21 protein-coding genes are annotated in these 23,634 nt (G+C 72.5%); 15 read left to right on the top strand and 6 right to left on the bottom strand.

The features are described 5' to 3' along the window. Positions 1-81: 81 nt before the first annotated feature. The 4 genes from ACQEUU_RS27070 (at position 82) to ACQEUU_RS27055 (ending at position 3,936) form a co-directional block, all read left to right on the top strand. Positions 82-1,296, top strand: coding sequence for an NAD(P)/FAD-dependent oxidoreductase (locus ACQEUU_RS27070; protein WP_433071088.1), 1,215 nt, complete (start codon positions 82-84; stop codon positions 1,294-1,296). Further along, positions 1,289-2,182, top strand: coding sequence for an RNA polymerase sigma-70 factor (locus ACQEUU_RS27065; RefSeq protein WP_433071085.1), 894 nt, complete (start codon positions 1,289-1,291; stop codon positions 2,180-2,182). Before ACQEUU_RS27070 ends, ACQEUU_RS27065 begins: the two co-directional genes overlap by 8 nt. A 100-nt stretch (positions 2,183-2,282) precedes the next feature. Continuing rightward, positions 2,283-3,179 carry a hypothetical protein gene (locus tag ACQEUU_RS27060; protein WP_433071082.1) on the top strand — a complete coding sequence of 299 codons (897 nt, stop codon included), beginning with the start codon at positions 2,283-2,285 and terminating at the stop codon, positions 3,177-3,179. 88 nt (positions 3,180-3,267) lie between these two features. After that, positions 3,268-3,936, top strand: a complete 669-nt coding sequence (locus ACQEUU_RS27055; RefSeq protein WP_433071079.1) for a DsbA family oxidoreductase — start codon at positions 3,268-3,270, stop codon at positions 3,934-3,936. A gap of 19 nt (positions 3,937-3,955) precedes the next feature. Here the strand turns inward: ACQEUU_RS27055 and ACQEUU_RS27050 are convergent, their stop codons facing one another. After that, on the bottom strand, positions 3,956-4,540 hold the full coding sequence (locus ACQEUU_RS27050) for a thymidine kinase (RefSeq protein ID WP_433071076.1): 585 nt from the start codon (positions 4,538-4,540) through the stop codon (positions 3,956-3,958). A 131-nt stretch (positions 4,541-4,671) separates the two neighbouring features. Between ACQEUU_RS27050 and ACQEUU_RS27045 the strand changes: the two genes are divergently transcribed. The 6 genes from ACQEUU_RS27045 (at position 4,672) to ACQEUU_RS27020 (ending at position 12,400) form a co-directional block, all read left to right on the top strand. Next, positions 4,672-5,043 (top strand): hypothetical protein, encoded by a 372-nt coding sequence (locus tag ACQEUU_RS27045; protein ID WP_433071073.1) that lies wholly within the window; start codon positions 4,672-4,674, stop codon positions 5,041-5,043. Positions 5,044-5,049: 6 nt separating this feature from the next. Continuing rightward, positions 5,050-7,053 (top strand): hydantoinase/oxoprolinase family protein, encoded by a 2,004-nt coding sequence (locus ACQEUU_RS27040; protein WP_433071070.1) that lies wholly within the window; start codon positions 5,050-5,052, stop codon positions 7,051-7,053. Then, on the top strand, positions 7,046-8,854 hold the full coding sequence (locus ACQEUU_RS27035; RefSeq protein ID WP_433071067.1) for a hydantoinase B/oxoprolinase family protein: 1,809 nt from the start codon (positions 7,046-7,048) through the stop codon (positions 8,852-8,854). The genes ACQEUU_RS27040 and ACQEUU_RS27035 overlap by 8 nt, the downstream gene beginning before the upstream one ends. Before the next feature lie 494 nt (positions 8,855-9,348). Further along, on the top strand, positions 9,349-10,242 hold the full coding sequence (locus tag ACQEUU_RS27030) for a Gfo/Idh/MocA family protein (RefSeq protein WP_433071064.1): 894 nt from the start codon (positions 9,349-9,351) through the stop codon (positions 10,240-10,242). 60 nt (positions 10,243-10,302) lie between these two features. Further along, entirely contained in the window at positions 10,303-11,310 is a 1,008-nt protein-coding gene (locus ACQEUU_RS27025; RefSeq protein WP_433071061.1) for an NAD-dependent epimerase/dehydratase family protein, read from the top strand. Positions 11,311-11,326: 16 nt separating this feature from the next. After that, positions 11,327-12,400 (top strand): dihydrodipicolinate synthase family protein, encoded by a 1,074-nt coding sequence (locus tag ACQEUU_RS27020; protein ID WP_433071058.1) that lies wholly within the window; start codon positions 11,327-11,329, stop codon positions 12,398-12,400. A 100-nt stretch (positions 12,401-12,500) separates the two neighbouring features. Here the strand turns inward: ACQEUU_RS27020 and ACQEUU_RS27015 are convergent, their stop codons facing one another. After that, the gene (locus ACQEUU_RS27015) at positions 12,501-13,706 is read right to left on the bottom strand and encodes a hypothetical protein (RefSeq protein ID WP_433071056.1); all 1,206 of its coding nucleotides are present in this window, start codon (positions 13,704-13,706) and stop codon (positions 12,501-12,503) included. 60 nt (positions 13,707-13,766) lie between these two features. Here ACQEUU_RS27015 and ACQEUU_RS27010 point away from each other — a divergent pair, with 60 nt between their 5' ends. From ACQEUU_RS27010 to ACQEUU_RS26990, 5 genes are all read left to right on the top strand, one after another. Beyond that, positions 13,767-14,993, top strand: coding sequence for a DegT/DnrJ/EryC1/StrS family aminotransferase (locus tag ACQEUU_RS27010; protein ID WP_433071054.1), 1,227 nt, complete (start codon positions 13,767-13,769; stop codon positions 14,991-14,993). Positions 14,994-15,055: 62 nt separating this feature from the next. Then, entirely contained in the window at positions 15,056-16,300 is a 1,245-nt protein-coding gene (locus tag ACQEUU_RS27005; protein ID WP_433071051.1) for an ABC transporter substrate-binding protein, read from the top strand. Between the two features lie 41 nt (positions 16,301-16,341). Beyond that, a complete protein-coding gene (locus tag ACQEUU_RS27000; RefSeq protein ID WP_433071048.1) occupies positions 16,342-17,208 on the top strand; it encodes a carbohydrate ABC transporter permease in 867 nt (288 codons plus the stop codon). After that, positions 17,205-18,077, top strand: a complete 873-nt coding sequence (locus ACQEUU_RS26995; RefSeq protein ID WP_433071045.1) for a carbohydrate ABC transporter permease — start codon at positions 17,205-17,207, stop codon at positions 18,075-18,077. The genes ACQEUU_RS27000 and ACQEUU_RS26995 overlap by 4 nt, the downstream gene beginning before the upstream one ends. A 10-nt stretch (positions 18,078-18,087) precedes the next feature. After that, positions 18,088-18,999, top strand: coding sequence for a dihydrodipicolinate synthase family protein (locus ACQEUU_RS26990; RefSeq protein ID WP_433071042.1), 912 nt, complete (start codon positions 18,088-18,090; stop codon positions 18,997-18,999). Positions 19,000-19,005: 6 nt separating this feature from the next. Here ACQEUU_RS26990 and ACQEUU_RS26985 read toward each other — a convergent pair whose 3' ends face one another. From ACQEUU_RS26985 to ACQEUU_RS26970, 4 genes are read right to left on the bottom strand one after another with little or no spacing between them, the layout of a single operon-like run. Continuing rightward, positions 19,006-20,016, bottom strand: coding sequence for a S66 family peptidase (locus ACQEUU_RS26985; protein ID WP_433071039.1), 1,011 nt, complete (start codon positions 20,014-20,016; stop codon positions 19,006-19,008). 41 nt (positions 20,017-20,057) lie between these two features. After that, the gene (locus tag ACQEUU_RS26980; protein WP_433071036.1) at positions 20,058-22,034 is read right to left on the bottom strand and encodes a PQQ-binding-like beta-propeller repeat protein; all 1,977 of its coding nucleotides are present in this window, start codon (positions 22,032-22,034) and stop codon (positions 20,058-20,060) included. Between the two features lie 55 nt (positions 22,035-22,089). Beyond that, positions 22,090-22,800, bottom strand: a complete 711-nt coding sequence (locus ACQEUU_RS26975) for an amidohydrolase family protein (protein WP_433071033.1) — start codon at positions 22,798-22,800, stop codon at positions 22,090-22,092. Further along, a complete protein-coding gene (locus ACQEUU_RS26970) occupies positions 22,797-23,537 on the bottom strand; it encodes an amidohydrolase family protein (RefSeq protein WP_433071030.1) in 741 nt (246 codons plus the stop codon). Before ACQEUU_RS26970 ends, ACQEUU_RS26975 begins: the two co-directional genes overlap by 4 nt. Positions 23,538-23,634: the final 97 nt, after the last annotated feature.

Genomic DNA, 23,634 nt, shown 5'->3' with positions numbered 1-23,634 from the left:
CGGGAGTGACCTGCCTCACATCCTGTTACGATGCCCGGCCGCTCGGTGTCTTGAGGTCGTACCCCGAGAAACGGAGTCACCGTGACCAAGAACACCGAAGTGGTCGTCATCGGCGGCGGGTACGCCGGTGTCATGGCGGCCAATCGCCTGACCCGGCGCGACGACGTGACCGTGACCCTGGTCAACCCGCGCCCGGCGTTCGTCGACCGCATCCGGCTGCACCAGCTCGTCGGCGGGACCCACGACGCGGTGGTCGACTACGGACGGGTCCTGGCCCCGCGCGTGCGCCGGGTCGCCGGCACCGTGACGCGGATCGATCCGGCCCGGCGCGAGGTGCGGCAGGCGTCCGGGGACACGCTCGGCTACGACTACCTGGTCTACGCGGTGGGCAGCGGCAGCGGAGGTCTGGACGTGCCCGGCGCGGCCGAGTTCGCCTATCCGATGGCGACCTTGGAGGAGGCGCGGCGGCTGCGGGCGGCTCTGGACGTAGCCCCGGTGACGGCCCCGGTGACGGTGGTCGGAGCCGGGCCGACCGGGATGGAGACCGCCGCCGAGCTGGCGGAGGCCGGCCGCGCCGTGACGCTGGTGTGCGGCGGGGTGCTGGGCCCCTACCTGCATCCCCGGGGCCGGCGCTCGGCCGCGGGGCGGCTGGCCCGGCTCGGGGTGACCGTGCTCGACGGCCCCGGCACGGTGGTGGAGGCCGTGACGCGCGAGACGGTACGGCTGCGCGACGGCCGCGAGCCGCCGAGCGCGGTGACCGTCTGGACCGCCGGATTCGGCGTGCCGGACCTGGCGGCGCGCAGCGGGCTCAGCACCGACGCCGAGGGCCGGCTGCTCACCGACGAGACGCTGACCAGCGTGGACGACCCGCGCGTCGTCGCGGCGGGGGACGCGGCGGCGCCCTCGGGCCTGCCGTTCCGGATGAGCTGCCAGGCCGCGGTCCAGTTGGGCCCGCACGCCGCCGACACGGTGCTGAGCCGGATCGCGGGCGCGCCCCCCGCGCCACTGGCCCTGGCGCTCGTCGCCCAGTGCGTCAGCCTGGGGCGCAGGAACGGCCTCTTCCAGATGGCCCACAGGAACGACGTGGCGATGAGGGGCCACATCAGCGGCCGCCCCGGCGCGATGATCAAGGAGTTCATCTCCAGGGGCATCCTCTGGCAGCTGGCCCATCAGGCACGCAGGCCCGGCTCGCTCGACTTCCCGGCCTGGGCCAAGGACAGGAAGCGGCAGGAGGCGCTGCGTGCCGGGGCCGGTGGGTCGCCGGTCGCCACCCGGCGGGGTGAGACGGTTGAGTGACCACGCCGTCACGGCGGCCACGGAGGCGTTCGTCGCCTATCGCAACCTGCTGTTCACCGTCGCGTACGAGATGCTCGGATCGGCGGCGGACGCCGAGGACGTGCTGCAGGAGACCTGGCTGCGCTGGGCCGAGGCCGACGTGACGCGGGTGCGCGACCAGCGCTCCTATCTCGTCCGGATCACCACCCGGCAGTCGCTCAACCGGTTGCGCGGCATGAGACGCCGCAAGGAGGCGTACGTCGGCCCCTGGCTGCCGGAGCCGATGCTCACCGGGCCCGACGTGGCCCAGGAGGTCGAGCTCGCCGAGAGCCTGTCGATGGCGCTGATGATCGTCCTTGAGACGCTGTCGCCGACCGAGCGGGCCGTCTTCGTGCTGCGCGAGGTCTTCGACCTCGGGTACGACGAGATCGCCGCCGCCGTCGGCAAGAGCGGCACCGCCGTCCGTCAGATCGCCTACCGCGCCCGCCGGCACGTCGACGCCCGCCGCCCTCGCCGGGCGGTCTCCCGGCGGCAGGCCCAGGCAGCCCTGGAGTCGTTCAGGCGCGCGCTCGAGACCAGGGACCCGCAGGGCCTCCTGGACGTGCTCGCCCCGGAGGTCGTCCTGGTGAGCGACGGCGGCGGAGCCAAGGCCGCGCCGCGGCCCATCACGGGGGCCGGCAAGGTGGTCCGCTTCATGCTCGGCGGCATCGACAAGGCCGGGGTCACGCTCACCGGCGAACCCACCCTGGTCAACGGCAACCCGGCGCTCATCCTGCGCGCGGACGGCGAGATCGACGGCGTCCTGGCGATCAGTGTCGAGGACGCCCGCATCACCGGTCTCTTCTACGTTCGCAACCCTGACAAACTCACACGTATCGCCTCCGAGACCCCGCTCACCTCGCGATGACCCCGCGCCCGGCGGAATCCGCCGGGGACCGCCGCTCAGAAGGGCGCGGCCGGACCCGGAGCCTCTCGCGGAAAAGGATCTCCCGGCGTAGCGTGGCGGTATGCGGCAGGCTCACGCTGAAGACGCGCGTACCGAGGCCCGGCGGGTTGTCCGCAACCTGCTGGGCGAGGACCACCCCACCGCCGACGCGCTGATCGCCGACGCGCGGCCCGTCATCGGCGACGAGCGCTGCGACCGCTGCGTCGGGCTGGCGCTGGGCGCCTCGCTGACGCGGCGCTCGGCCGAGCTGGCCGCGCTCGCCGCCCTGCTGGTCGGCACCCGCGAGCTGGGCGAGCGGTGGTGGACGCGGCCCAGGGGCGGCAAGCTGCCCGCGCCCGACGAGGTGCTGCGCACGGCGGTGGCGATCGAGCCGTGGACGGACCTGACCGCGCTGGAGATGCTGGCCGCGTGGATCTCCGACGACGCCGCCGACGAGCTGTGGGGCGAGCCGGTCGCCGCGGTGGACCTGAACTCGTGGCAGGCCGAGGACCGTTTCGACCTGCCGCCCGGGGTCCGGCCGGGGCAGCGGCTGGTGGTCCACTTCGACGCCGGCGGCCGCCTCGACGCGGTGGTGACGCGCAGGCCCGACGACGCCCTCGGTTCCAACCTGGACATCCAGTCGCTGCGCTACTCGCGTCCCGCCGAGGCGCAGTGGAGCTGGGGGGTGGCCGCCGGGCTGGGGCCGCACCGGCTGCCGGGCGAGAAGCCCGACCCGTACGCGCGCCGGGTGGACCCCGGAGCGGCCCGGGTCCTGCGCGACTGGGCGCTGCGCCACGGCGCCGCCGCAGGGCAGCTGGGCGAGCGCTGGGACACCGTCGGCGACGTGGTGGCGGCGATCGAGCGGGTCGACTGGATGTGGCGCAGCGGCGAGTGGTTCGGCTGGTGGCGCGGCGCCTCCGCGCTGGTGGACGACTCGTCCTACCTCCCGTACCGGCTGGAGGAGCTGTCCGCGGGCTGACGCGGCGCGACCCCGTACCGGCTGGGGGAGCCGCCCTGGGGCGACGGGACGCAGGAATGGCCGGGGCGGTCGCGCGGTTGTGCCGGACATGAAGGTCGAGATCTTTTCTGACGTCGCCTGTCCCTGGTGTTATGTCGGGCATGCCCGGTTCGCGCGTGCGGCGCGGGCGTACCGCGACAGGGGCGGCTCCATCGAGGTCACCATGCGCCCCTTCCAGCTGAACCCGGACGCGCCCGCCGAGGGCGAGCCGCTGCTGGAGGCGCTGGAGCGCAAGTTCGGCACCGGCGCCGGGCAGATGGCCACCAGGGTGACCGGCGTGGCCGCCGAGGACGGTCTCGACCTCCGCTTCGACCGGGCGGTCAGCGCCAACACGCTGGAGGCGCACCGGCTCATCGCGGTCGCCACCGGCCAGGACCGGGGCGAGGAGATGGCCGAGCGGCTGTTCCGCGCCCACTTCACCGACGGCCTGAACGTCGGCGATCCCGCGGTGCTCGCCAAGCTCGCCGCCGAGGCGGGCGTGCGCGACACGGGGGAGGGCGCCGCCGAGGTCGGCGAGCAGATCGCCCGGGCCCGGCGGCTGGGCATCACGGGCGTGCCGCTGTTCCTGTTCGAGGAGCAGTTCGCGGTGTCCGGCGCGCAGCCGTACGAGACGATGACGGCCGCGATCGACGAGGTGGCCGGCCGCTTCGGCGAGACCCCGATCCAGCGGCTCGGCACCCCGGCCGACGGCTGTGACGACGGCCACTGCGCCGTCTGAGCCGCGATCCGGGGCCTTCTCAGACGCCGGTGCCCTCGCCGAGCAGCCCCGACCGGTGATGGCGGCGGCACAGCACCTGGTAGCGCACCGGAGAGGCGTCGGTGTCGCCGATCACCACCTGTTCGCCCGTGCGCGCCATCTCCCCGCCGACCACGCGCGCGTTGAGCAGTCCCGGCCGCCCGCACCAGCACAGCACCTCGACCTGCAGCCGGCACACCTCGTCGGCCAGCTCGAACAGCCGTTGCGCGGCCGGGAACAGCACCGAGCGGAAGTCCGACGCCAGCCCGAAGGCGTACACGTCGACGCCGTGCCCGTCCACCAGATCCGCGAGCTGCTCGATCTGCTCCACCGTGTAGAAGCACGCCTCGTCGCAGATCAGGTAGTCGACGCGATCGTGCCCGCGGACCAGCTCCACCAGGTCCATCGAGTCCACCACCTCGACGGCCTCGAGGCCGAGCCCGATCCTGCTGGTCACGCGGGGCTCGCCCGACCGGTCGTGCTTGGTCAGCACCAGCCCGCGCCTGCCCTGACGGCCGTGGTTGTAGTTCATCTGCAGGGCGAGGGTGGACTTCCCGCAGTCCATCGGCCCGAAGTAGAACTTCAACAGGGCATCACGGGATCCACGCGGCACGGGAGACAGAGCGGACACTTCAGTCACGGGGTGCCACCTTAGCGCTTGGCTTGTTCCCGGACCTCATGGGAGATTTCTCCTCTGGAACATCAGGAGGGATCTACGTGGTCACCGACAAACCCCCAACGCTCGACGCCATGATGACGCCGGACGACCTCACCGCCGCGCAGGCCGACGCCGCGCGGTGGCGGTACGGCTTCTTCGTGGTGCTCACGGGCATCGTCGCGACCCTGGTCGCGTTCGGCGCCGCCGTGTACGCCACCGGGGAGTCCGCCGCCCTGTTCGCGGGTGTGGCCGGCGTGGTCGGCACCATCATCGGGGCCTACTTCGGCGTGCAGGCGGGCCAGTCGGGTAAGGCGAGGGTCGATGCCGAACTCGCCAAGGCCCAGGAGCTCGTGGTCCGGCTGGCGGCCTACGTCGGCACGGAGAACGCGCCCCGGGTCGTCGACGAAGTGCTCGGCCGGCGCCGAAGCTGAGGAGCCATGCGTAGCGTCCGAATCGGAGTCGACACCGGCGGCACCTTCACCGACGTGGTGGCGGTGGACGAGGAGACCGGTGAGATCGTCACCACCAAGACCCCCTCGACGCCGGCGAACCCGGCCGACGGGTTCATCGCGGGCATCGAGAAGCTCGGTGAGCTCGACGTGTCCGCCATCGTGCACGGCACCACCGTCGCCACCAACCAGCTGCTAGAGGACCGCATCGGCAACCTCGGGCTGATCACCACCGAGGGCTTCGAGTACATCCTGGAGATCGGCAGGCAGAGCGTCCCCGACGGCTACGGCAACTCCTACTTCTGGGTCAAGCCGCCCCGCATCGTGCCCGTCCACCTGGTCAGGACCGTCGGCGGCCGGCTCGACCACCGCGGCGCGGAGGTCCGCCCGTTCGACGAGGCCCAGGCCGTCGAGGTGGCCCGCTGGTACCGTACGCGCGGCGTCACCGCGCTCGGCGTCTGCTTCCTCCACTCCTACGCCAACCCCGGCCACGAGCGGCGCATGCGCGAGGTGCTGGCCCGCGAGTTCCCCGAGGCGGTCGTGTCGCTCTCCAGCGACGTGCTGCGCGAGTACCGCGAGTACGAGCGGGCCGTCACCACCCTGGTCGACGCCGCGGTCAAGCCCGCCATGCGCGCCTACATCGCCAACCTGTCCAGCCGGCTGGGCCGCCCGTTTTCGGTGATGAAGTCCAACGGCGGAGTGCTGTCGGCCCGCGAGGTCGTCAACCAGCCCATCACCACGGTCCTGTCCGGCCCGGCGGCGGGCGCGCTCGGCGCGGCGCTGATCGCCGCCACGGCGGGCCACCAGAGCGTGATCACCCTGGACGGCGGCGGCACCTCCACCGACGTGACCGTGGTCGTCGACGGCGACCCTTCCGTCACCACCGAGGGCAGCGTCGGCCGCTACCCGTGCAAGATCCCGATGATCGACATCGTGACCGTCGGCGCCGGAGGCGGCTCGGTCGCGTGGATCTCGCCGGAAGGCACGCTCAAGGTCGGCCCCCGCTCGGCCGGCGCCGACCCCGGCCCGCTCTGCTACCGGCGCGGCGGCACCGAGGTGACCGTCACCGACGCGCACGTCTACCTCCGCCGCATCCCGCCCCACCTGCTCGGCGGCGAGATCCCGCTCGACTACGACGCCGCCCGGATGGGCGTCGAGGCGCTCGCCGACAAGCTCGGCCTCACCCCCGAGCGCACCGCCACCGGCATCCTGGAGATCAGCGCGTTCAACCAGAGCAACGCGATCCGCCAGCTCACCGTCAAGCGCGGGCTGGACGTGCGCGACTTCCCGCTGGTGACGTTCGGCGGGTCAGGGCCGCTGCTGGCCTGCCGGCTCATCGACATCCTCGGCCTGCCCGCGGTGATCGTGCCGCCCGAGCCCGGCAACGTCTCCGCCTTCGGCCTGCTCACCGTGGACGTCAAGAACGACTACGTGCGCACCTACGTGACCCGCGACCTCGCGCTGAGCAAGGCCGCGCAGATCTTCGGCGAGCTGGAGGGCGAGGCCGCCGAGCAGCTCGAACGCGAGGGCTTCGACGAGCCCGTCTTCGCGCGCAGCGCCGACGTGCGCTACTACGGGCAGGCGTACGAGGTCCGCGTGCCCGCCCCGGCCGGCCCCCTCGACGAGGACTGGCTGCGCGAGGTCACCCGCCGCTTCCACGACGCGCACGAGAAGCTGTACGGGTACGCCTACCGGGACGACCCCCGCCACGCCGTCGAATGGGTCAACCTGCGCGTCTCCGGCATCGGGCCCATCACCCGGCCGGTGATCCGGCGCGACCCGTACCCGAAGGCCGAACCGGTCGAGGCGAGCAGGCGCGTGATCTTCGACGAGCCGCACGACACCCCCATCCTCCAGCGCGCCGCGCTGGAGGCCGGGACCGTCGTGCGCGGCCCCGCCGTCATCGAGGAGTACGGCTCGACCATCCCCCTGCATCCAGGTTTCACCGCCACGGTGGACGAGTTCGGCAACGTGGAGATCCGCCGTGACTGACCCGATCCTCATCGAGATCGTCGAGGGCACTCTCGCCTCCGTGGAGAAGGAGGTCGAGACCGCCATCGCGCGCACCGCCAGATCGCCCATGATCCGCGACGCGCACGACTTCCGCGCCGGCATCCACGACCGCCGGATGCGCAAGCTGACCGGCCGCTCCTACAGCGCGCTCGTCCAGCCGATCGTCCGCGACTTCCCGATCGAGACGATGAGGCCCGGCGACGTCTACTTCCACAACGACGTCTACCTGTCGGAAGGCGGCATCGGCCACCTGCCCGACCTGTGCGTCACCGTGCCCGTCTTCCACCGCGACGAGGTGGTGGCGTTCGTGCAGGCGTTCGGGCACCACGACGACATCGGCGGCGCGGTGCCGGGCTCGATGCCGTCGCACGCCCGGTCGGCGTTCGAGGAAGGGCTGATGGTCCCGCCGATCAAGCTGTGGGACCAGGGCGTGCCCAACGAGGCCGCGCTGCGCATCATGACCCGCAACTCCCGCATGCCCGACTCCCTCGCCGGAGACCTGGACGCCGAGTGCTCCGCCTGCCTCATGGGCGCGCGGCGGCTGGGCGAGCTGTTCGACCGGTACGGGCGCGAGGAGGTGGAGGCGTGCTTCGACGCCATCATCGGCAAGACCACCGAGACGTTCCGCCGCGAGCTGCTGGCCAAGATCCCCGAGGGCGCGTACGTCTGGGAGGACTACGCCGAGCACGACGGCGTCGACGAGCCCCGTCTGCACGCCCAGCGCATCACGCTCACGGTGGACCACGCCGCGGACGCGCCGCTCACCATCGACTTCACCGGAACCTCCCCGCAGGCCAAGGGCCCGATCAACCACGCGGGCGACTACGCCGACGGCGTCTTCCTGAAGAAGTGGCTGGCCCCGATCCTGCGCAACCTGGCGGACACGCCGGAACGGATGGCCGAGCTCGACGTCAACGAGGGCGTCGTGCCGCTGATCAAGATGATTTTCCCGGAGAAGGGCACCCTGCTCACGCCCGTCTTCCCCGCCCCCACCAACGCCCGCACCTTCGTCATCCTGCGCCTGCTCGGCGTGCTGGCCGGCGTACTGGCCAAGGCCACCGGCGGGCGCATGCCCGCCGACCAGGAGACGATCCGCTACACGGGCGTGTACGGCACGGATGCCGACGGGCAGCCCTACCTGATGCGGGAGGTGCTGGGCGGCGGCTCCGGCGGACGCTGGTACGCCGACGGCGAGGACACCATCCACATCGTCCCCGACTCCCGCAACATCCCGGTCGAGTTCGCCGAGGCCCGCTGGCCCTTCAGGGTCGAGCGCCTCGGGCTGGCCTGCGACTCGGGCGGGCCGGGCATGTTCCGCGGCGGGCTCGGCTACGACAAGCACATCCGGATGCTGCGCGACGCCTCCTACATGTCGATCGCCGACCGGTCCATCCTGTCCTGCTGGGGCGTCAACGGCGGGCTCGCCGGCCGGCCCTTCCGGGTGGAGATCGCCGGCAAGGAGATGGACGGGCTCGTGGACGACCACCCGGTCCAGGCAGGCGAGATCATCCGCATCCGCACCACGGGCGGCGGCGGCTGGGGCTCCCCCTACGACCGCGACCCCCGCGCGGTGGCGGCCGACGTCCGCGACGGCAAGGTCTCGATCGCCGGCGCGCTCGGCGACTACGGCGTCGTCCTGGACGGTGACCGCATCGACGAACAGGGCACCGCCGAACTCCGCGCCCGCCTCCGCCCCCCGTCCGGCCGCTTCTTCGACCGAGGGCCGGGCTACCCGAAACTGTCGGGCGGCCGCGCCTTCGCGGAGGTGGACGAACTGTAGTCGACACATCACTTCAGGTGAAGGGTGGGGCTGCCATGTGCCCTCGTGAACCCCCCCTTCTCCGCCTGTGTCGATGAGGTCATGCTTCTTCAGCGTGGCCTCTATATCCTCGCGGCGGTGCTCGTGGCGCCCGCGGAGGCCGAGCGCCACCGCGCCGCCCTGCGATCCCTGCTCTGGGCGTCGTCGTCTTGGGTACAGGGCTGGACGGGAGACGTCAGGAACGGGCGCGTCGCAAGTGTGTGGAGCACCTGCTCTGGGAGATGGGCGGCCACCAGGTGCTCGACGTGGTCTTTGAGCGTCGCCACAGTGAGCTCGACCTGCGGTGAAAAGCGCGAAGCCCGGGCTTCCGTCGTCCGGCGGTCCACCCGGGCTCACTTCCCCTCCCCCCGTAGGAGGCGGCAGATCCGAGCGTACCCGCTTGCGTACGCAGTGTCATGGAATCGGCGGCTGTCATGATGGGGCGCGTTTCGTGACATGTGACATCGGAGGACATCGTGCGCATCGCTCTCGCCGGGCTCGCCACCAGCCATCCCTACACCGACGCCCGTACCCTGGCCGAGCACGCCGAGCTGGTGGTGTGGGAGCCGGACGGGGAGCGGCTGCGCAGGTTCACCGAGGAGCATCCGCGGGCGCGGGTGGCGGCGAGCCTGGGGGAGGCGCTGGCGGGCGGGCCCGACGGGGTGGTGCTGACCGTGCCGAATCCCCGGGTGCCCGAGGCGCTCGCGGCGGTGCTGGAGACGGGGGCGGCGTGTTTCGTGAACAAGCCGGCCGCGGCCACCCGCGACCAGCTTGACCGGCTGGACCGGCTGCCGATCCACGACCGGGTGATGTCGGGGTCGGTGCTGCGGTTCGCGCCGGCGTTCGCCGGGTGGAAGGCGGATCCGGACGGGGTGCTGTCGGTGCGCGCGACCGTACGGCATGACGTGGGACTCTGGGCGACCGGCTACAACGCCTGGCAGGACACCCCCTCGGAAGGCGGCGGGACGCTGGTGACGATGGGCGTGCACGGGGTGGAGCTGCTGGTGGCGCTGCTCGGCCCGGACGTGCGGCCGGCGGGGGCGGCCGGCGCGACCCGGCACTACGGGACGCTCCGGTCGGAGGACACCGGGGTTCTGGCGCTGCGGTGGGGGAGCGGGGTCACGGGCGTGGTGGAGATCCTGGGGGTGAGCGACGAGGAGTCGTACGCCGTCACCGTGCACCGGCGCGGCGGCGACGAGCGGGTGGTGATCGAGCCCGGTGACGACCCGGTGGGGCGTCTGGGGTATGCGGGGACGATCGAGGCGTTCCTGGAGATGGTGGGCGGCGCGCCGAGTCCGGTGCCGTGGGCGGAGACGCGGGCCATCCTCGACGTCCTGGTCTCGGCGCGGGAACACCTGGCCGCCCGTTGACAGCGGGAGTCCCTCCCGGTTACGGTCTGGACCGTAAATAACGGACAAGGGGGACCCCGGGTGCGGACCACAGCGGAACTCGAGGAGCGGCTGGCGCGGCCGAGTGACGGGCTCGTGGCGGACCTCGCCGCGCTCGACGGCGACATCATGATCCTCGGCGCCGGGGGCAAGCTCGGCCCCAGCCTGGTGCGGCTGGCGCTGAACGCCACCAAGGGGGACCGGCGGATCATCGCCGTCTCCCGCTTCTCCGAACCCGGCCTCGCCGACGCGCTCGCCGGCGAGGGCGCCACCGTGGTGAGCGCCGACGTGGCCGACGAGCGGGCGCTGCGCGAGCTGCCCGAGGCGCCGAACGTGGTGTTCCTGGTCGGCGCCAAGTTCGGCACCCAGGGGCGGGAGCACGCCACCTGGTTCACGAACACGTACCTGCCCGGCAGGGTCGCCGACCGGTTCCGCGGCAGCCGGATCGCCGCCCTGTCCACCGGGAACGTCTACCCGCTCGTCCCCGTCACCAGCGGGGGCAGCGTCGAGGACGACCCCGCCGGTCCCGTCGGCGAGTACGCGATGAGCTGCCTCGGGCGTGAGCGGGTGCTCGCGCACCACGCCGAGCTGCACGGCACCCCGATGTCGCTGATCCGCCTCAACTACGCGGTCGAGCTCCGCTACGGCGTGCTGGTCGACCTGGCGCAGAAGATCCTGGCCCGCGAGCCCGTCGACCTGACCACCGGCCAGGTCAACGTGGTGTGGCAGGGGTACGCGAACGAGGTGACGCTCCGCTCGCTGGCGCTCGCCGCCACCCCGCCGTACGTGCTCAACGTCACGGGCCCCGAGCTGATCTCGGTACGGCGGGCCGCGCTGGAACTGGGCGCGCGGCTGGGCGTGGACCCGGTGTTCACCGGCGAGGAGGCGCCCACGGCGCTGCTGTCGGACGCGTCGCGCTGTCATCGGCTGTTCGGCTATCCCGAGATCACGCCGCTGGAGCTGATCGACCACATCGCCGGCTGGGTGGCCGGCGGCGGGCCGCTGCTGGGCAAGCCCACCAGGTTCGAACGCCGCGACGGCCGCTTCTGAGACCGGCGGAAACGACATGACGAGGGAGACTCACGTGCTCGGCACGGTTCCAGAGGCGCAGACGTCCGCGCGCGACCTGTTCAGGCGCGGGCTGGTCATTCCGGCGCACCCGCTCGCGCTGACCGAGGGCCGGGTGCTCGACGAGCGCCGCCAGCGCGCCCTGACCCGCTACTACGTGGAGGCCGGCGCGGGCGGCCTCGCGGTGGGCGTGCACACCACGCAGTTCGCCATCCACGGCACCGGCCTGCTGCCGCCCGTACTGGAGCTGGCCGCGGAAACCGCCAGGGAGTCGGCGCGCGAGGTGCTGCTGGTGGCGGGCGCCACCGGCCCGACCGCCCAGGCCGTGGCCGAGGCCGAGCTGGCCCGGTCGCTCGGCTACCACATGACGCTGCTGAGCCCGTACGCCGAGCTCGGCGAGGACGCGCTGGTGGAGCGGGCGCGGGCGGTGGGCGAGGTGCTGCCGGTGATCGGCTTCTACCTGCAGCCCGCGGTCGGCGGCCGGCCGCTGTCGCGGGACTTCTGGACCCGGCTGGCGGCGGTCGAGTCGGTGGTGGGCGTCAAGGTCGCGCCGTTCGACCGCTACCGCACGCTCGACGTGCTGCACGGCGTCGTGCGCGCCGGACGGGTGTCCGAGGTGGCTCTCTACACCGGCAACGACGACCACATCCTGGCCGACCTGATCACCCCGCACCGGGTGGTCGTGGACGGGCGGGAGGTGGAGGTCGAGTTCGTCGGCGGCCTGCTCGGACAGTGGGCGGTCTGGGTGCGGCGCGCGGTCGAGCTGCTGGAGGAGGCCAAGCGGGCCAGGGCGGGCGACGACTCGGCCGTCCGGCGGCTGCTGACCCTCGACGGGCATCTCACCGACGCCAACGCGGCCATCTTCGACACCGCGAACGGCTTCCACGGATGCATCCCGGGGATCCACGAGGTGCTGCGCCGCCAGGGACTGCTGGCGGGGCGCTGGTGCCTGGACCCGGCCGAGGACCTGTCGCCCGGCCAGCTCGCGGAGATCGACCGGGTGTGGGCGGCCTACCCCTGGCTCAGGGACGACGACTTCGTCGCCGAGGGCCTGAGCCGCTGGCTGGCCTGAGGGCTCCATGGTCTCGCGGGTCTCGCGCGACGGGGCCGGTCGGCGGCCGCTTCCCCGGTGGCGGCCGCGCGCCGCAGGCCCCGGTGCCGGCCGCGGGCCGTCACAGCGTCAGCCGGTACAGCGTGAGCGGCCGCCCGCTGGACCCGCTGGTCAGGTTGCCGGTGCGTTCGGCGAGGCCGGCCAGCTCCAGGCGGTGGAGCATGCGGCGGGCGGTGCGCTGCTGCACGGCGAGCCGGTCGGCGATCTCCCGGGTCGTCAGCGGCTCGTCGCCGGCCGCCCGGCGCGCCTCCAGGAGCTTCTCCAGCGTGGGCACCGACAGGCCGACGCGGCGGGCGATGACCGACAGGTTCTGCTCGCCGGCCGGCCCGGCGGGGACCGACTCCAGCACGATGTCGGTGTCGGCGCGCAGCGACAGGACCGCCGCGACGTCGCCGATGCGGCGGGCGCGGGAGAGCGCGCGGCGGGCCAGGCTCTCCGCCTCGGCGGCGCTGCGGCCCAGGCCGAAACCGACGCGTACCACCCGGTTCTGGGCGGCCAGGCGGGCCAGCAGCGGCAGCCCGGTGAAGCCGACCGTGGCGTCGTGCAGCGGACCGCGGGTGGTGACCAGCAGATGCGTGCCGCCGCGGAAGGCGGCCACGGTGCCGCCCAGCGCGGCGGCCTCGCGCAGCAGGCCCTCGTCGTTCTCCACCTCGATCAGGCCGAGCGCGATCTGCGCGTCCTCCTGGGCCTGGCCCTCCGCGGTCAGCAGGAGCTGGCGCAGCGCCACCCGCACCGAGTACGTCGAGGGGGCCAGCCGCAGCACGTGCATGTCGCCGCGGAGCGCCTCGTGAACCGAGCTCAGGCAGGTGATCACCGGGTGCGCGGGGCCGCGCCGGTGGAAGGCGACGGCCTTCTTCGAGGTCATCTCCGGCCGGTAGGGGAGCGTGCGCAGCTCGTCGGTGGGCAGCCCCGCCTCGGCGAAGGTGGCGGTGACGTCGGCGGCCGGCAGCGTGTCGATCGACAGCCGGGTCACGTCCGCGCCCTCGTGCTGGAGCCGTACCAGGGCGCTGAGCAGCGTCGCGCCCGTGTAGTCGACGAACGCGGCGGGGCGGGAGAGCGCCTCGGCGTCGCGCGAGAGCATGTACGGCACGATGCCGGTGAACAGCCAGCCCTCGACGGCGGAGGTGTGCGCCTCCACGATCGCGGGCGCCTGGGACTCGTGGTCGTAGTCCAGCCGCAGGGCGTTGAGGCCCGGCTGCTCCTCGCAGGTGGCCGCGACCTGGTCGACCAGGTCGTGCGGGCCGACGACACCGATGACGATCGCCACCCGCGTCCTCCTTTTCCTTCATTACGGTCAAGGCCGCAATCGTATCCTGTGAGGTGCTTCATGAAGTTCCCGTCCATGGCGGAGCCGGACGGCCGCACGCTCGGCGACGAGGAGGTCGCCGCCCTGGAGCGGGTGATCCGCTCGGGCATGCTCAACTCCGTCTGGGGCACCGAGGCCCGGGCGCTCGAACGCGAGATCGCCGAGCTGCACGGTGTGCGCCACGCGGTCGCGTGCAGCTCGGGCACCGCCGCCCTCCATCTCGCCGTCGTGGCCGCCGCGCCCGACCCCGGCGACGAGATCATCACGACGCCGATCACGGACTTCGGCACTGTGGCCCCCATCTTGGCGCAGAACGCGGTCCCTGTCTTCGCCGACGTCGATCCGTCGGACGGCAATCTCGACCCGGCCGCCGTCGCGGCGCTCATCGGGCCGCGCACGCGGGCCATCATGGCGGTGCACCTGTTCGGCGCGCCGGCGCGGGTGGACGAGCTGCGCGCCCTGGCGGACGCGCACGGGCTCGCGCTCATCGAGGACTGCGCCCAGGCCTGGCTCACCGAGTTGCCGCCTCTGGCCGCCCGCTCGGACGGTACGGATCAGGCCGGTGCGGATGCGGACGGCGGCGGGGCCGGGGTGCGGCCGGCCGGGACGGTGGGCGACGTCGCCTGCCTGAGCCTGCAGCAGTGGAAGCACATCACCTGCGGCGACGGCGGTCTCGCGCTGACGGGCGACGACGAGCTGGCCCACCGGATGCGGCTGTTCTCGGACAAGGGCTGGGACCGCGCGGCCGGCCGCTCGCACGCCACCTTCGGCCTGAACTACCGCATGACCGAGCTGCAGGCCGCCGTCGCGCGGGCCCAGTTGGCCAAGCTGCCGGGGGTGGTGGCCGGCCGCCGCCGCACGGCCGTACAGCTCCTGGAAGCCCTGCGGGGGATCCCCGGCGTGCGGCTGCCGCGCCCGGAGGGCCACTCGTGGTGGCTCTTCCCCGTGGTGCTGCCCGGCGGCGGCGCGGCGGAGCTGGCGGGGCGGCTGCGGGCGGCCGGGATACCGGCGCGGGCCGGATATCTGGAGGAGCCGCTGCACCGCGCCCCGGTATGGCAAGGACCGATATACGGGACGTCTCGCTACCCTGTGCGGGATCACACCTTCCACGCCTGCCCGGAGGCCGAGCGGATGGTCGCCGAGACCTTGCTGGTCATCGACTGGAACGAGAACTACACCTCCGAACACGTCCGCTTCATCGCGCGCGAGATGGCGGCGTCCGCGTCACGGTCGGGTATCGGGCATTGACCCGCGAAGCGCGCGTTACTAGGTTTCGGTCAGGACCGGTATTAAGGGAAAGGGTTCCGCCGATGAGGAAGACAGCGACTCTGGGCGTCGCGCTCGCGCTGAGCATCGCCGCCGCGGGGTGTGGATCGTCCAGCGGTTCGGACAAGAGCACGGTGACGCTGTGGATGTACCCGGTCATCGGTGACCAGGCCAAGAGCCAGGCCTTCTGGCAGAAGGTCGAGAAGGACTTCGAGGCGAAGAACCCGGCGGTCGACGTCGTCGTCGACCAGCAGCCCTGGGAGGGCCGCCAGGAGAAGGTCACCACGGCCCTGGTCTCCAGGAAGGGCTTCGACCTGGTCGTACTCGGCCCCGACCAGATCCCGCAGTACGCCCAGCAGGGCACGATCGAGCCGGTCGACGACGTGGTGGCCGACGCCAAGGGCTCCTACCTGCCCAGCTCGCTCACCGCGCTGACCGTGGACGGCAAGCTCTACGGCGTCCCGATCTACCAGACGATCACCGCCCCCCTCTACAACAAGAAGCTGTTCGCCGACGCGGGCGTGGAGAAGGTCCCCGAGACGCTGGACGAGCTGAAGGCGGCCGCCCCCAAGCTGGCCGCGAACAAGGTCGCCATCCTGGACTACCCGGGCAAGCCCGAGGTCAGCCTGAACCAGAGCTTCTACCCGCTGCTGTGGGCCAACGGCGGCACCGTGTTCGCCGCCGACGGCAAGAGCGTCGCCTTCAACGGCCCCGAGGGCGTGGCGAGCCTGCAGCTCCTGCTCGACCTCAAGGCCGCCGGCGGCCTGCCGGAGAACGCCGCCAGCAAGGGCAACGACATCGAGGGCGGCCCGCTCGCGGCGGGCAGGACCGCCATGTACCACGCCGCCACCGCCGGGCAGGCCGTCCAGCTCGGCGCCGCCATCGGCGAGGAGAACGTCGGCATCGGCCTGCCGCTGGAAGGCGCCAAGCGGGTCGCGTTCGGCATCCCCGGCGGGGTCGTGCTCGCCAAGCACTCGGAGAACAAGGACGCCGCCAAGAAACTGGCGACACACCTCGCCTCGCCCGAGGTCACCGGCGAGCTGGCCAAGGAGTCCGGCTTCTTCCCGGCCCGCACCGACGTCACGGTCCCGGACCAGTCGGAGCAGGCCAAGGAGTTCGCCAAGTCCCTGGAGTACGCCTTCCCCGGTGACACCCACCCCCAGGCCCGCCAGGTCATGAGCCTCATCGCGCCGCACATCCAGGCGGCCCTGCTCGGCCAGGCGAGCGCCAAGGAGGCCCTCGACGCGGCGGCCGAGGAGGCCGACGCGCTGCTGGCCAACGGCGGCTGACAGAGCCGCCGGCCAACGGCGGCTGAAGAGAAAGGAACGCCGTGCGTCATCGTCTGCGTGACCCGGTCACCGGGCTGCTGTTCGTGCTGCCCATGCTCGTGCTCTTCCTGATCTTCCGGATCTTCCCCTCCCTGGGGGCGGCGGGCATGAGCCTGACGAACTGGAACATCAGCGGCGAATGGAGCTTCGTCGGCGCGGACAACTACGCCAGGCTCCTCGGCGACGTCAACTTCTGGCGCAGCCTGCGGGTCTCGCTGGTGTACGCGGCGATCTACGTGCCGCTCACCCTCCTGGTGGCGCTCGGCACCGCGCTGCTGCTCAACCAGGTGGTGTTCATGCGCGGCCTGTTCCGCGGCATGCTCTTCCTGCCGTACGTGACCAGCTTCGTGCTGGCGGGCATCATCTGGCGCTGGATCTACGAGTTCGACGGGCTGATCAACGGCCTGATCGGCAAGCTGGGCCTCGGCCCGGTGGCGTTCCTGGAAGAGGCGTCGCTGGTGCTTCCCGCGCTGGCCGTGGTGTCGGTGTGGAAGGGGTTCGGCTACTCGATGCTGATCCTGCTGGCCGGGCTCAAGGCGATTCCGGCCAGTTACCTGGAGGCGGCCACGGTCGACGGGGCCGGGCCCTGGCAGAAGTTCCGCCGGATCACGCTGCCGCTGCTCAAGCCGACGATCTTCTTCGTCCTGGTGATCGAGACGATCGGCGCCTTCCAGGTGTTCGACACCATCTACGTGATGACCGGCGGCGGCCCGGCGCGGGCCACGTACACGCTCATCTACGGCATCTACGAGCACGGCTTCCGCTCGTTCGACTTCGGCTACGCCGCCACCTGGGGCGTGGTGCTGTTCGTGATCGTGCTGGCCGTGTCGCTGATCCAGCGCCGCTTCCTGGACCGGGGGAACACATGACGCTCACCGCATCCAGGCCGCCGTCCAGGCTGCTCGACCGCGACCGGGCCGCCGGACGGGCGCCGCGCCGCCGGGCCCGGTGGCCGCTCGCCGCGCTGCTGGCCGTGCTGTCGCTGCTGACCCTCGCGCCGTTCCTGGCCATGCTGGTCGTGGCGCTGACACCGGCCGGCCGGCCGACGCTGCCCGCCCAGTGGCCGGAGACGCTGACGCTGGACAACCTGACCAGGGTGCTGTCGGCGTCCGGGTTCGTGGAGTGGACGGTCAACTCGCTCGTCTACTCCGTCGTGTCGGTGGTGGTCATCCTGCTCACCGCGTCGATGGCCGGGTACGCGTTCGCCAAGAAGCGCTTCCCCGGCCGCGACGTGATGTTCTGGACGTTCCTGGCGACCATGATGGTGCCGTTCCAGGCCACGCTCATCCCGACGTTCGTGCTGGTCAACAGCCTGGACGGGGTGGACACGTTCTGGGGGCTGATCGTCCCGACGCTGGCCAACTCGCAGGCGGTCTTCCTGATGCGGCAGTTCATCCTGGGGCTGCCGGACGAGCTGTTCGAAGCGGCCAAGGTCGACGGGGCGTCCGAGCTGCGGGTCTATCTCACGATCGTGGTCCCGCTGACCCGGCCGATCATGGCCACGCTGGGCGTGTTCGTGTTCCTGTGGCACTGGAACGACTTCCTCTGGCCGCTGGTCGTCGGCCAGAGCGACGCCACCCGGACGCTGACCGTGGGGCTGACCACGCTGCGCACCGAGGAGATGCAGCTGTCGATGCTCATGGCGTCGGCGACGGTCTCGGTGGTCCCGTGCCTGCTGGTGTTCTTCCTGCTGCAGCGGTATCTGGTGAACAGCATCGCGATGACCGGGTTCAAATAGGCTCAGATATGTGCACATTTTGGCCCAAACCCTCCGCGACCGTCTCCGTGGCGCGCTGATCGCCGCCGCGGCCACCCCCATGACCGCGTCGGGCGAGGTGGACCCGGACGTGGCCGGCCGCTACCTGGACTCCCTCGTGGCCGACGGCGCGGACGCGCTGGCGGTCCTCGCCCATACAGGCCGTGGCCCCTTCCTCGCGCCGGACGTCCGCGCCGCGGTGATCGGGCGCGCGGTCGCCACCGGGGTGCCGGTCCTGGTGGGAGTGGGCGGCGCCGCCGGCGGAACCGCGGGGAGCGCCGCCGGGGAGGCGCGGACCGCCGCGGAGCTGGGCGCGGCCGGGGTCCTGGTGTTCCCGCCGCCGGGTGACAGGCTCGCCTGGCACGAAACGGTCTGGCGCGAGGCGGGCCTGCCGATGATCGCCTTCGACCTCTACACCCGGCCCTGCCCGCCCGGGGCGATGCGCGACCTCCTCGCCCACCCGGGCGTGGCGGGCCTCAAGACGGCCCTGCTCTCGGACGCGATGGGCTGCCAGCTCGCCCTCACCCTCACCCGCGACGCGGGCAGGCTGGCGATCACCGGCGAGGACCGCATGTTCGCCCCCTCCCTCCTGTGGGGCGCCGAGGCGGCCCTGGTCGGCATCGCCGCCGCCCACGTCGAGCTGACCGCGGGCGTGCTGCGCGCCTTCGCCGGTTCCGATCTGCGCGCGTTCCGGGACGCCTCGTCCCGCCTGGACCGCCTGGCGACGGCCACGTTCACCGACCCCATGGAGGGCTACGTCCAGCGCATGCTCTGGCTCGCCGCCGCCGAGGGCCGCATCCCCGCGAGCCACGCCTTCGACCCGTACGGCCCGCCCCTGCCGGCCGGCGAGCGCGGGACCGTACTCCGCTCTGCCGGACCACCGGCGGGCGAACCGGACAGCTAGCACGCGTCACGCCAGCGTCTGGGTGACCTCGCCGCGCCCGTCGTCGTACGAGACCAGCGCGCGGGCGCCGTTGACCAGTGGCAGGTACGGCGGGACGTGGCCGCACTCGACGTCGGCGAGGATCGGCACGCCGAGCCCGCCGAGCGCGTCGAGCACCGCCTCGTGCTGGGAGAGCGTGAGCAGCCCGGGGGCACGGGTGCGGCCGGCCAGGATCGCGGTGGCGCCGTCGAAGAACCCGGCCAGGCGCATCCCGTGCAGGTTGCGGCAGATGGTGCCGGCGTCGTGCTCGGCCGCCTCGACGTACACCACGAGCCCGTCGGCGGCCAGGGACGAGGTGTCGGCGTACCGCGTCCCCGCGATGTTGCACAGCGTCTCGACACAGCCGCCGATCAGGCGGCCCTCGGCCCGCACCGGGCCGTCGCCGTCCAGCCGGGTCCAGCCGCCGGGCGTGTCGAGGGTGAACTCGTCCGCCTCAGGGAAGGTCTGCCACTCGTCGAAGCCCTGCGCGCGGTAGCGGCCCGGCGGCGTCTGGGTGAACGCGGCGCCGGGCGGCAGCGCCACGATGTCGAGCCAGCCGAGCAGCCCGTCCGGGACCCGGTACGGCGTGTCCATGAGGTTGTTGCCGTGGATCGTCGCCACGCCGGTCAGCAGGGTCAGCGGGGTGATGATCGTCGACAGGTCGGAGTAGCCCACCATCCAGGTCGGCTCCGCCGCGCGCAGCGCGTCCCAGTCGAGCAGCGGTAGCACGTCGATCGCGGTCTCCCCGCCCCACGGCGGCACCACGGCCCTGATCGAGGGGTCGGTGAGCATGCCCGTCAGCTCGCGCGCCCGCTCGGCGGCGGGCGCGCTGACGTGGCCGGCCCCGTCCATGCAGTCGCCCACGACCACCTCGTAGCCGCGCGCCTCGACGGTACGGATCGCGACCCGGAGCCGGTCGTGCAGGGTCTTGTCGACGCCGCTGGACGAGGAGGTGACGCCGATCCGGTCACCGGGCCGCAAAGGGGATGGATATCGCATCCCCTCGTCCTATCACCCGTGGATCATCCGAAACCCCAGGGTCACCGGCGGCCGGAGATGGCGATCCGGACCAGGTTGCGGCCCTTCAGCCCGAACAGCGCCTTGCGCGAGGGATCCAGGGCCAGCTTCGGCTCGCCGCCGAACCACTCCCCGGCCAGGCCCTCGGCGATCGGCTCGGCGGTGAACGTGACCAGGTCGATCTTGTACACCTTGTCGCCGTCCGTGCAGTAGGCCACCCGGCCGACGACGTGCAGGTCGCTGCCACGATGGGTGCTGACCGTCAGCGTCCTGGTGACCTTCTTGCGCAGCAGGTCGAACTCGAACACCTCGCCCGTGCTGGAGATGCCGTACAGGTGCAGGGCGCCGAGCGAGAGCGAGATGATCGACCGGGCGCCCGGCAGCGGCTCCAGCTCCCACAGGAGCTTGCGCCGGACGAGGTCGTAGGCGGCCAGGCGGGCCGTGGTGGTGACTGGGGGCAGCCCGAGGCCCTCCTGGATCAGGGTGCCGAGGTAGGCGGTGCCGTGCCGGGTGGCGACCGAGTAGACGGTCTGGCGTTCGATGATGGGCCGCTGGACGGTGAACCGGCCGGTGCGGCGGGAGTAGAGGGTCAGGGCGCCGTTCATGTGGCCGGGTTCCGGCTGGGAGGGCATCACGATCAGGCCCGTCCTGGCGTCGTAGGCCAGGTCGCGCGGGCGGTCCTGCTGGTTGCCCGCGCGCAGGAGCAGCTCGGCCTCGGCCTCGCCGGGGCGGTGCGCGTAGAGCGCGGCCTGGGTGTAGACGCCGAGATAGGTGGTGCCGCCCAGGGTGAGCATGGTCTTCGGCTCGCCCGGGATGGCGAGCCTGGTGACCTCGCCCGTGGCCGGCTCGTGGATGTCGGCGCCGCTCTTGCCGCCCACGTAGACGCGCTCGCCGTCGCTGTGCACGGACATCGGCTGCTCGGCCGCGGCCCTGAACCCGCGCTGCACCAGGTTGCGGTAGTCGATGGCGCCGGTGGCCGGGTCGTAGACGAACACCGCGTTGTCCTGCACACCGTAGATCTTGCCCTCGTGGGCGAGGATGCGGTGGGTGGCGGCCTCGAAGTACGGCACGCCGAGCACCTCCAGCTCGCCGGTGTCCAGCCGGCAGCGGTAGAAGGTGCCCGAGGGGCGGCCGGCGAAGTACACGTGGTCGCCGTGGATCAGCACCGAGACGATGTACTTCTCGCCCGGCGCGGTGGCCTTGACGACCTTGTAATCGGACGGGTCGGTCTTGCTGAGGATGATCAGCTCGGCCAGGGAGTTCATGCCGCCGGCGATGTGGGTGCCGGAGATGTGCATGCTGGACACCCAGTCGCGGTCGGCCAGCTCGGGCGGCAGCAGGTCGCGCCGCTCGCCGGTGGCCCGGTCGATGGCGATGAGGTGCGCGTTGGCGCCGACGCCCGCGTAGACGTAGCGGTCGTCGGCCTGGACCGCGCGCACGTACGGCTCGCCGGGCACGGCCTCGTCCAGGTCGCGCACGGCGCCGGTGGCCGGGTCGTACTCCTTGACCTTGCCCGGCTCCGAGGTGCCCATGTAGACCTTGCCGTCGGGGGAGGCGGCCAGGGTCCAGATGAACTGGTCGGGCACCGACGCGACCTTGGTCAGCGTGGCCGCCACGGTGTCGAGCTTGTACAGGTCGGACCTGGAGTGGGTGCCGACGTAGACGTCGGTGCCGGCCGCGCACATCGCCCACACCCCGATGCCGGTGGGGATGTCGAAATGGGTGGTGACCGAATCCTGGGTGAGGTCGTACGCGCCGACCACGTTGGGCGACAGCCCGCGTGATCCGGCGTAGAGCACGCCGCCGACGATCTCGGCGTTGCCGAGAGGGCTGGCGACGCTGGCGGGGCCCAGCTCGGTGAGGGTGCCCTCGGGGGCGGGTGCGGCGTGGGCGGGTGCGGCGGGCAGGGCTGCGGGCAGGGTGGCGGGCAGGGTGGCGGGCAGGGTGGCGGCCACCGTGGACGCGGCGGCCGCCTGCAGGAATCGACGGCGGGCAATCATGTGCGGCTCCCTGGTCAATGGTGACCGCACGCTATAACGGGCTAGGCCGTAATGTCTAGATTCCGAACAGCTCCGCGGCGTTACGCCAGGCGACCCGCTCGGCCGTCCCGCCGGTCAGCCCGGCCGCGGCGACCGCGCCGAACGCCGACGACGGGTCGATCAGCGTCGCGTCGGTGCCGAACAGCAACTGCCGGTCCGGCACCGCCGCCACCACCTCGGCGATCCGGCCGGCCGGGGCGTGCGACCAGCAGGGCTCCAGGTAGAGGCGGTCGCAGGCGTTCGCGGCCTCGACGGCGTAGCGGTGGCCGTCGGCGCCCATGTGCCCGGCGACGACCCGCAGCCCCGGGATGTCCAGGCACACCTGGGCCAGGTCCAGGACCGAGGCGCCCCAGGTGTGCACCAGCGCCGGCAGGCCCGCCTCCGCGGCCAGCTCCAGCGCGGCCCGCAGCCGCGGCGAGGTCACCGGCGACCCCGTGTAGTCCGTATGGATCTTGACCCCCACCCACGGGCCGGTCAGCTCCCGCAGGTCCCGTGCCGCCTCGCCGAGCCGGCGCGGGTTGACGGTGACGTACCCGTACAGCCGGTCCTGCCCGTCGAGCACCTCGGCCAGCGCCCGGTTGCCCGCCGGGGCGTCGTAGATCACCGCCTCGGTGGCCGAGACGATCGCCTTGCCGATGCCGTAGCGGTCCATGGTGGCCAGGCTCGCCGCGGCCACGTCCATGGTGAAGAACCACGGCCCCCAGTGCGCGTGCACGTCGATGATCATGAAAGCAGCCTCCTCGCGTTGCCCCCGGCCACCGCCGCGACCTCGTCCGGCCCCAGCCCGCTCGTCGCCAGCCGGAGCAGCGGCACGATCGGCTCGTAGTGCGGCGCGCGGGTGCCGTGCAGCAGCCGCTCCGCGCCGACCTCGGCGGCGACCGTCTCCAGCGCGTCGGGGGAGTTGAGCAGCCGCGTCGAGGTGTGGAACCCGGGCTCCTCCAGCGCCGCCACCAGGAAGTCGCCCAGGTGGTAGAAGTGCGTGTCGAGGAAGACGACCCGGGCGCCGAGCCCGGCGAACGGCTGCCAGAAACGGCGCACGTCCCCGCCGGTCAGCACCGGCAGCCCGAGCGCGGCGGCCCGCCGGGCGACGTGCCGGACCGACGGGAACGACGCCTCGACGCCCTGCTCGTCCGGGAACAGCCGCACCGCCGTCACCCCCGCGCCCGCCAGCCGGTCGAGCTCGCGGGCCGCGCCGATCGGGTCGCGCAGGTCCACCGTGCCGACGGGCAGCCAGCGGGGGTCGCCGCGCAGGGCCAGCACCTCGTCGTTGCCCGACCGCATGTCGAACAGGGCCGCCCGCAGGCTCGCCACCGCGCCGGTCGCGGTGCGGTGCCCGGCCAGCAGGCCGCCCACCGCCTCGGGCGCGCCGGGCGGCCCGTCCCGGTCGGGATAGGCTCCGACGAGCACGTCCACGTCCAGCGTCACCTCCAGCCCGCCGATCAGACGCCACGCGTCGAAAGCCATAGCGGTCCCCTCCTCAATCGTCATGCGCGTCATCATGCCATTGACGAATCCGTGCTCATAAGGTTACGGTCTGGGCCAAAATCAGGCACCAATGAAC

This window comes from Nonomuraea sp. CA-218870, from assembly GCF_050936535.1.
In the GTDB taxonomy this organism is placed as follows: Bacteria; Actinomycetota; Actinomycetes; order Streptosporangiales; family Streptosporangiaceae; genus Nonomuraea; species Nonomuraea corallina.
The sequence above is the reverse complement of the archived record's forward strand: the minus strand, read 5'-3'. Positions and strand labels throughout refer to the sequence as shown.

Excerpts from the sequence above, each read along its gene's own strand:
- ACQEUU_RS27060 (WP_433071082.1), top strand. The coding sequence starts at position 2,283 with ATGCGGCAGGCTCACGCTGAAGACGCGCGTACCGAGGCCCGGCGGGTT.
- ACQEUU_RS27055 (WP_433071079.1), top strand. The coding sequence starts at position 3,268 with ATGAAGGTCGAGATCTTTTCTGACGTCGCCTGTCCCTGGTGTTATGTC.
- ACQEUU_RS27040 (WP_433071070.1), top strand. The coding sequence starts at position 5,050 with ATGCGTAGCGTCCGAATCGGAGTCGACACCGGCGGCACCTTCACCGAC.
- ACQEUU_RS27020 (WP_433071058.1), top strand. The coding sequence starts at position 11,327 with ATGACGAGGGAGACTCACGTGCTCGGCACGGTTCCAGAGGCGCAGACG.
- ACQEUU_RS27010 (WP_433071054.1), top strand. The coding sequence starts at position 13,767 with ATGAAGTTCCCGTCCATGGCGGAGCCGGACGGCCGCACGCTCGGCGAC.
- ACQEUU_RS27005 (WP_433071051.1), top strand. The coding sequence starts at position 15,056 with ATGAGGAAGACAGCGACTCTGGGCGTCGCGCTCGCGCTGAGCATCGCC.
- ACQEUU_RS26995 (WP_433071045.1), top strand. The coding sequence starts at position 17,205 with ATGACGCTCACCGCATCCAGGCCGCCGTCCAGGCTGCTCGACCGCGAC.
- ACQEUU_RS26985 (WP_433071039.1), bottom strand. The coding sequence starts at position 20,016 with ATGCGATATCCATCCCCTTTGCGGCCCGGTGACCGGATCGGCGTCACC.
- ACQEUU_RS26980 (WP_433071036.1), bottom strand. The coding sequence starts at position 22,034 with ATGATTGCCCGCCGTCGATTCCTGCAGGCGGCCGCCGCGTCCACGGTG.
- ACQEUU_RS26975 (WP_433071033.1), bottom strand. The coding sequence starts at position 22,800 with ATGATCATCGACGTGCACGCGCACTGGGGGCCGTGGTTCTTCACCATG.
- ACQEUU_RS26970 (WP_433071030.1), bottom strand. The coding sequence starts at position 23,537 with ATGGCTTTCGACGCGTGGCGTCTGATCGGCGGGCTGGAGGTGACGCTG.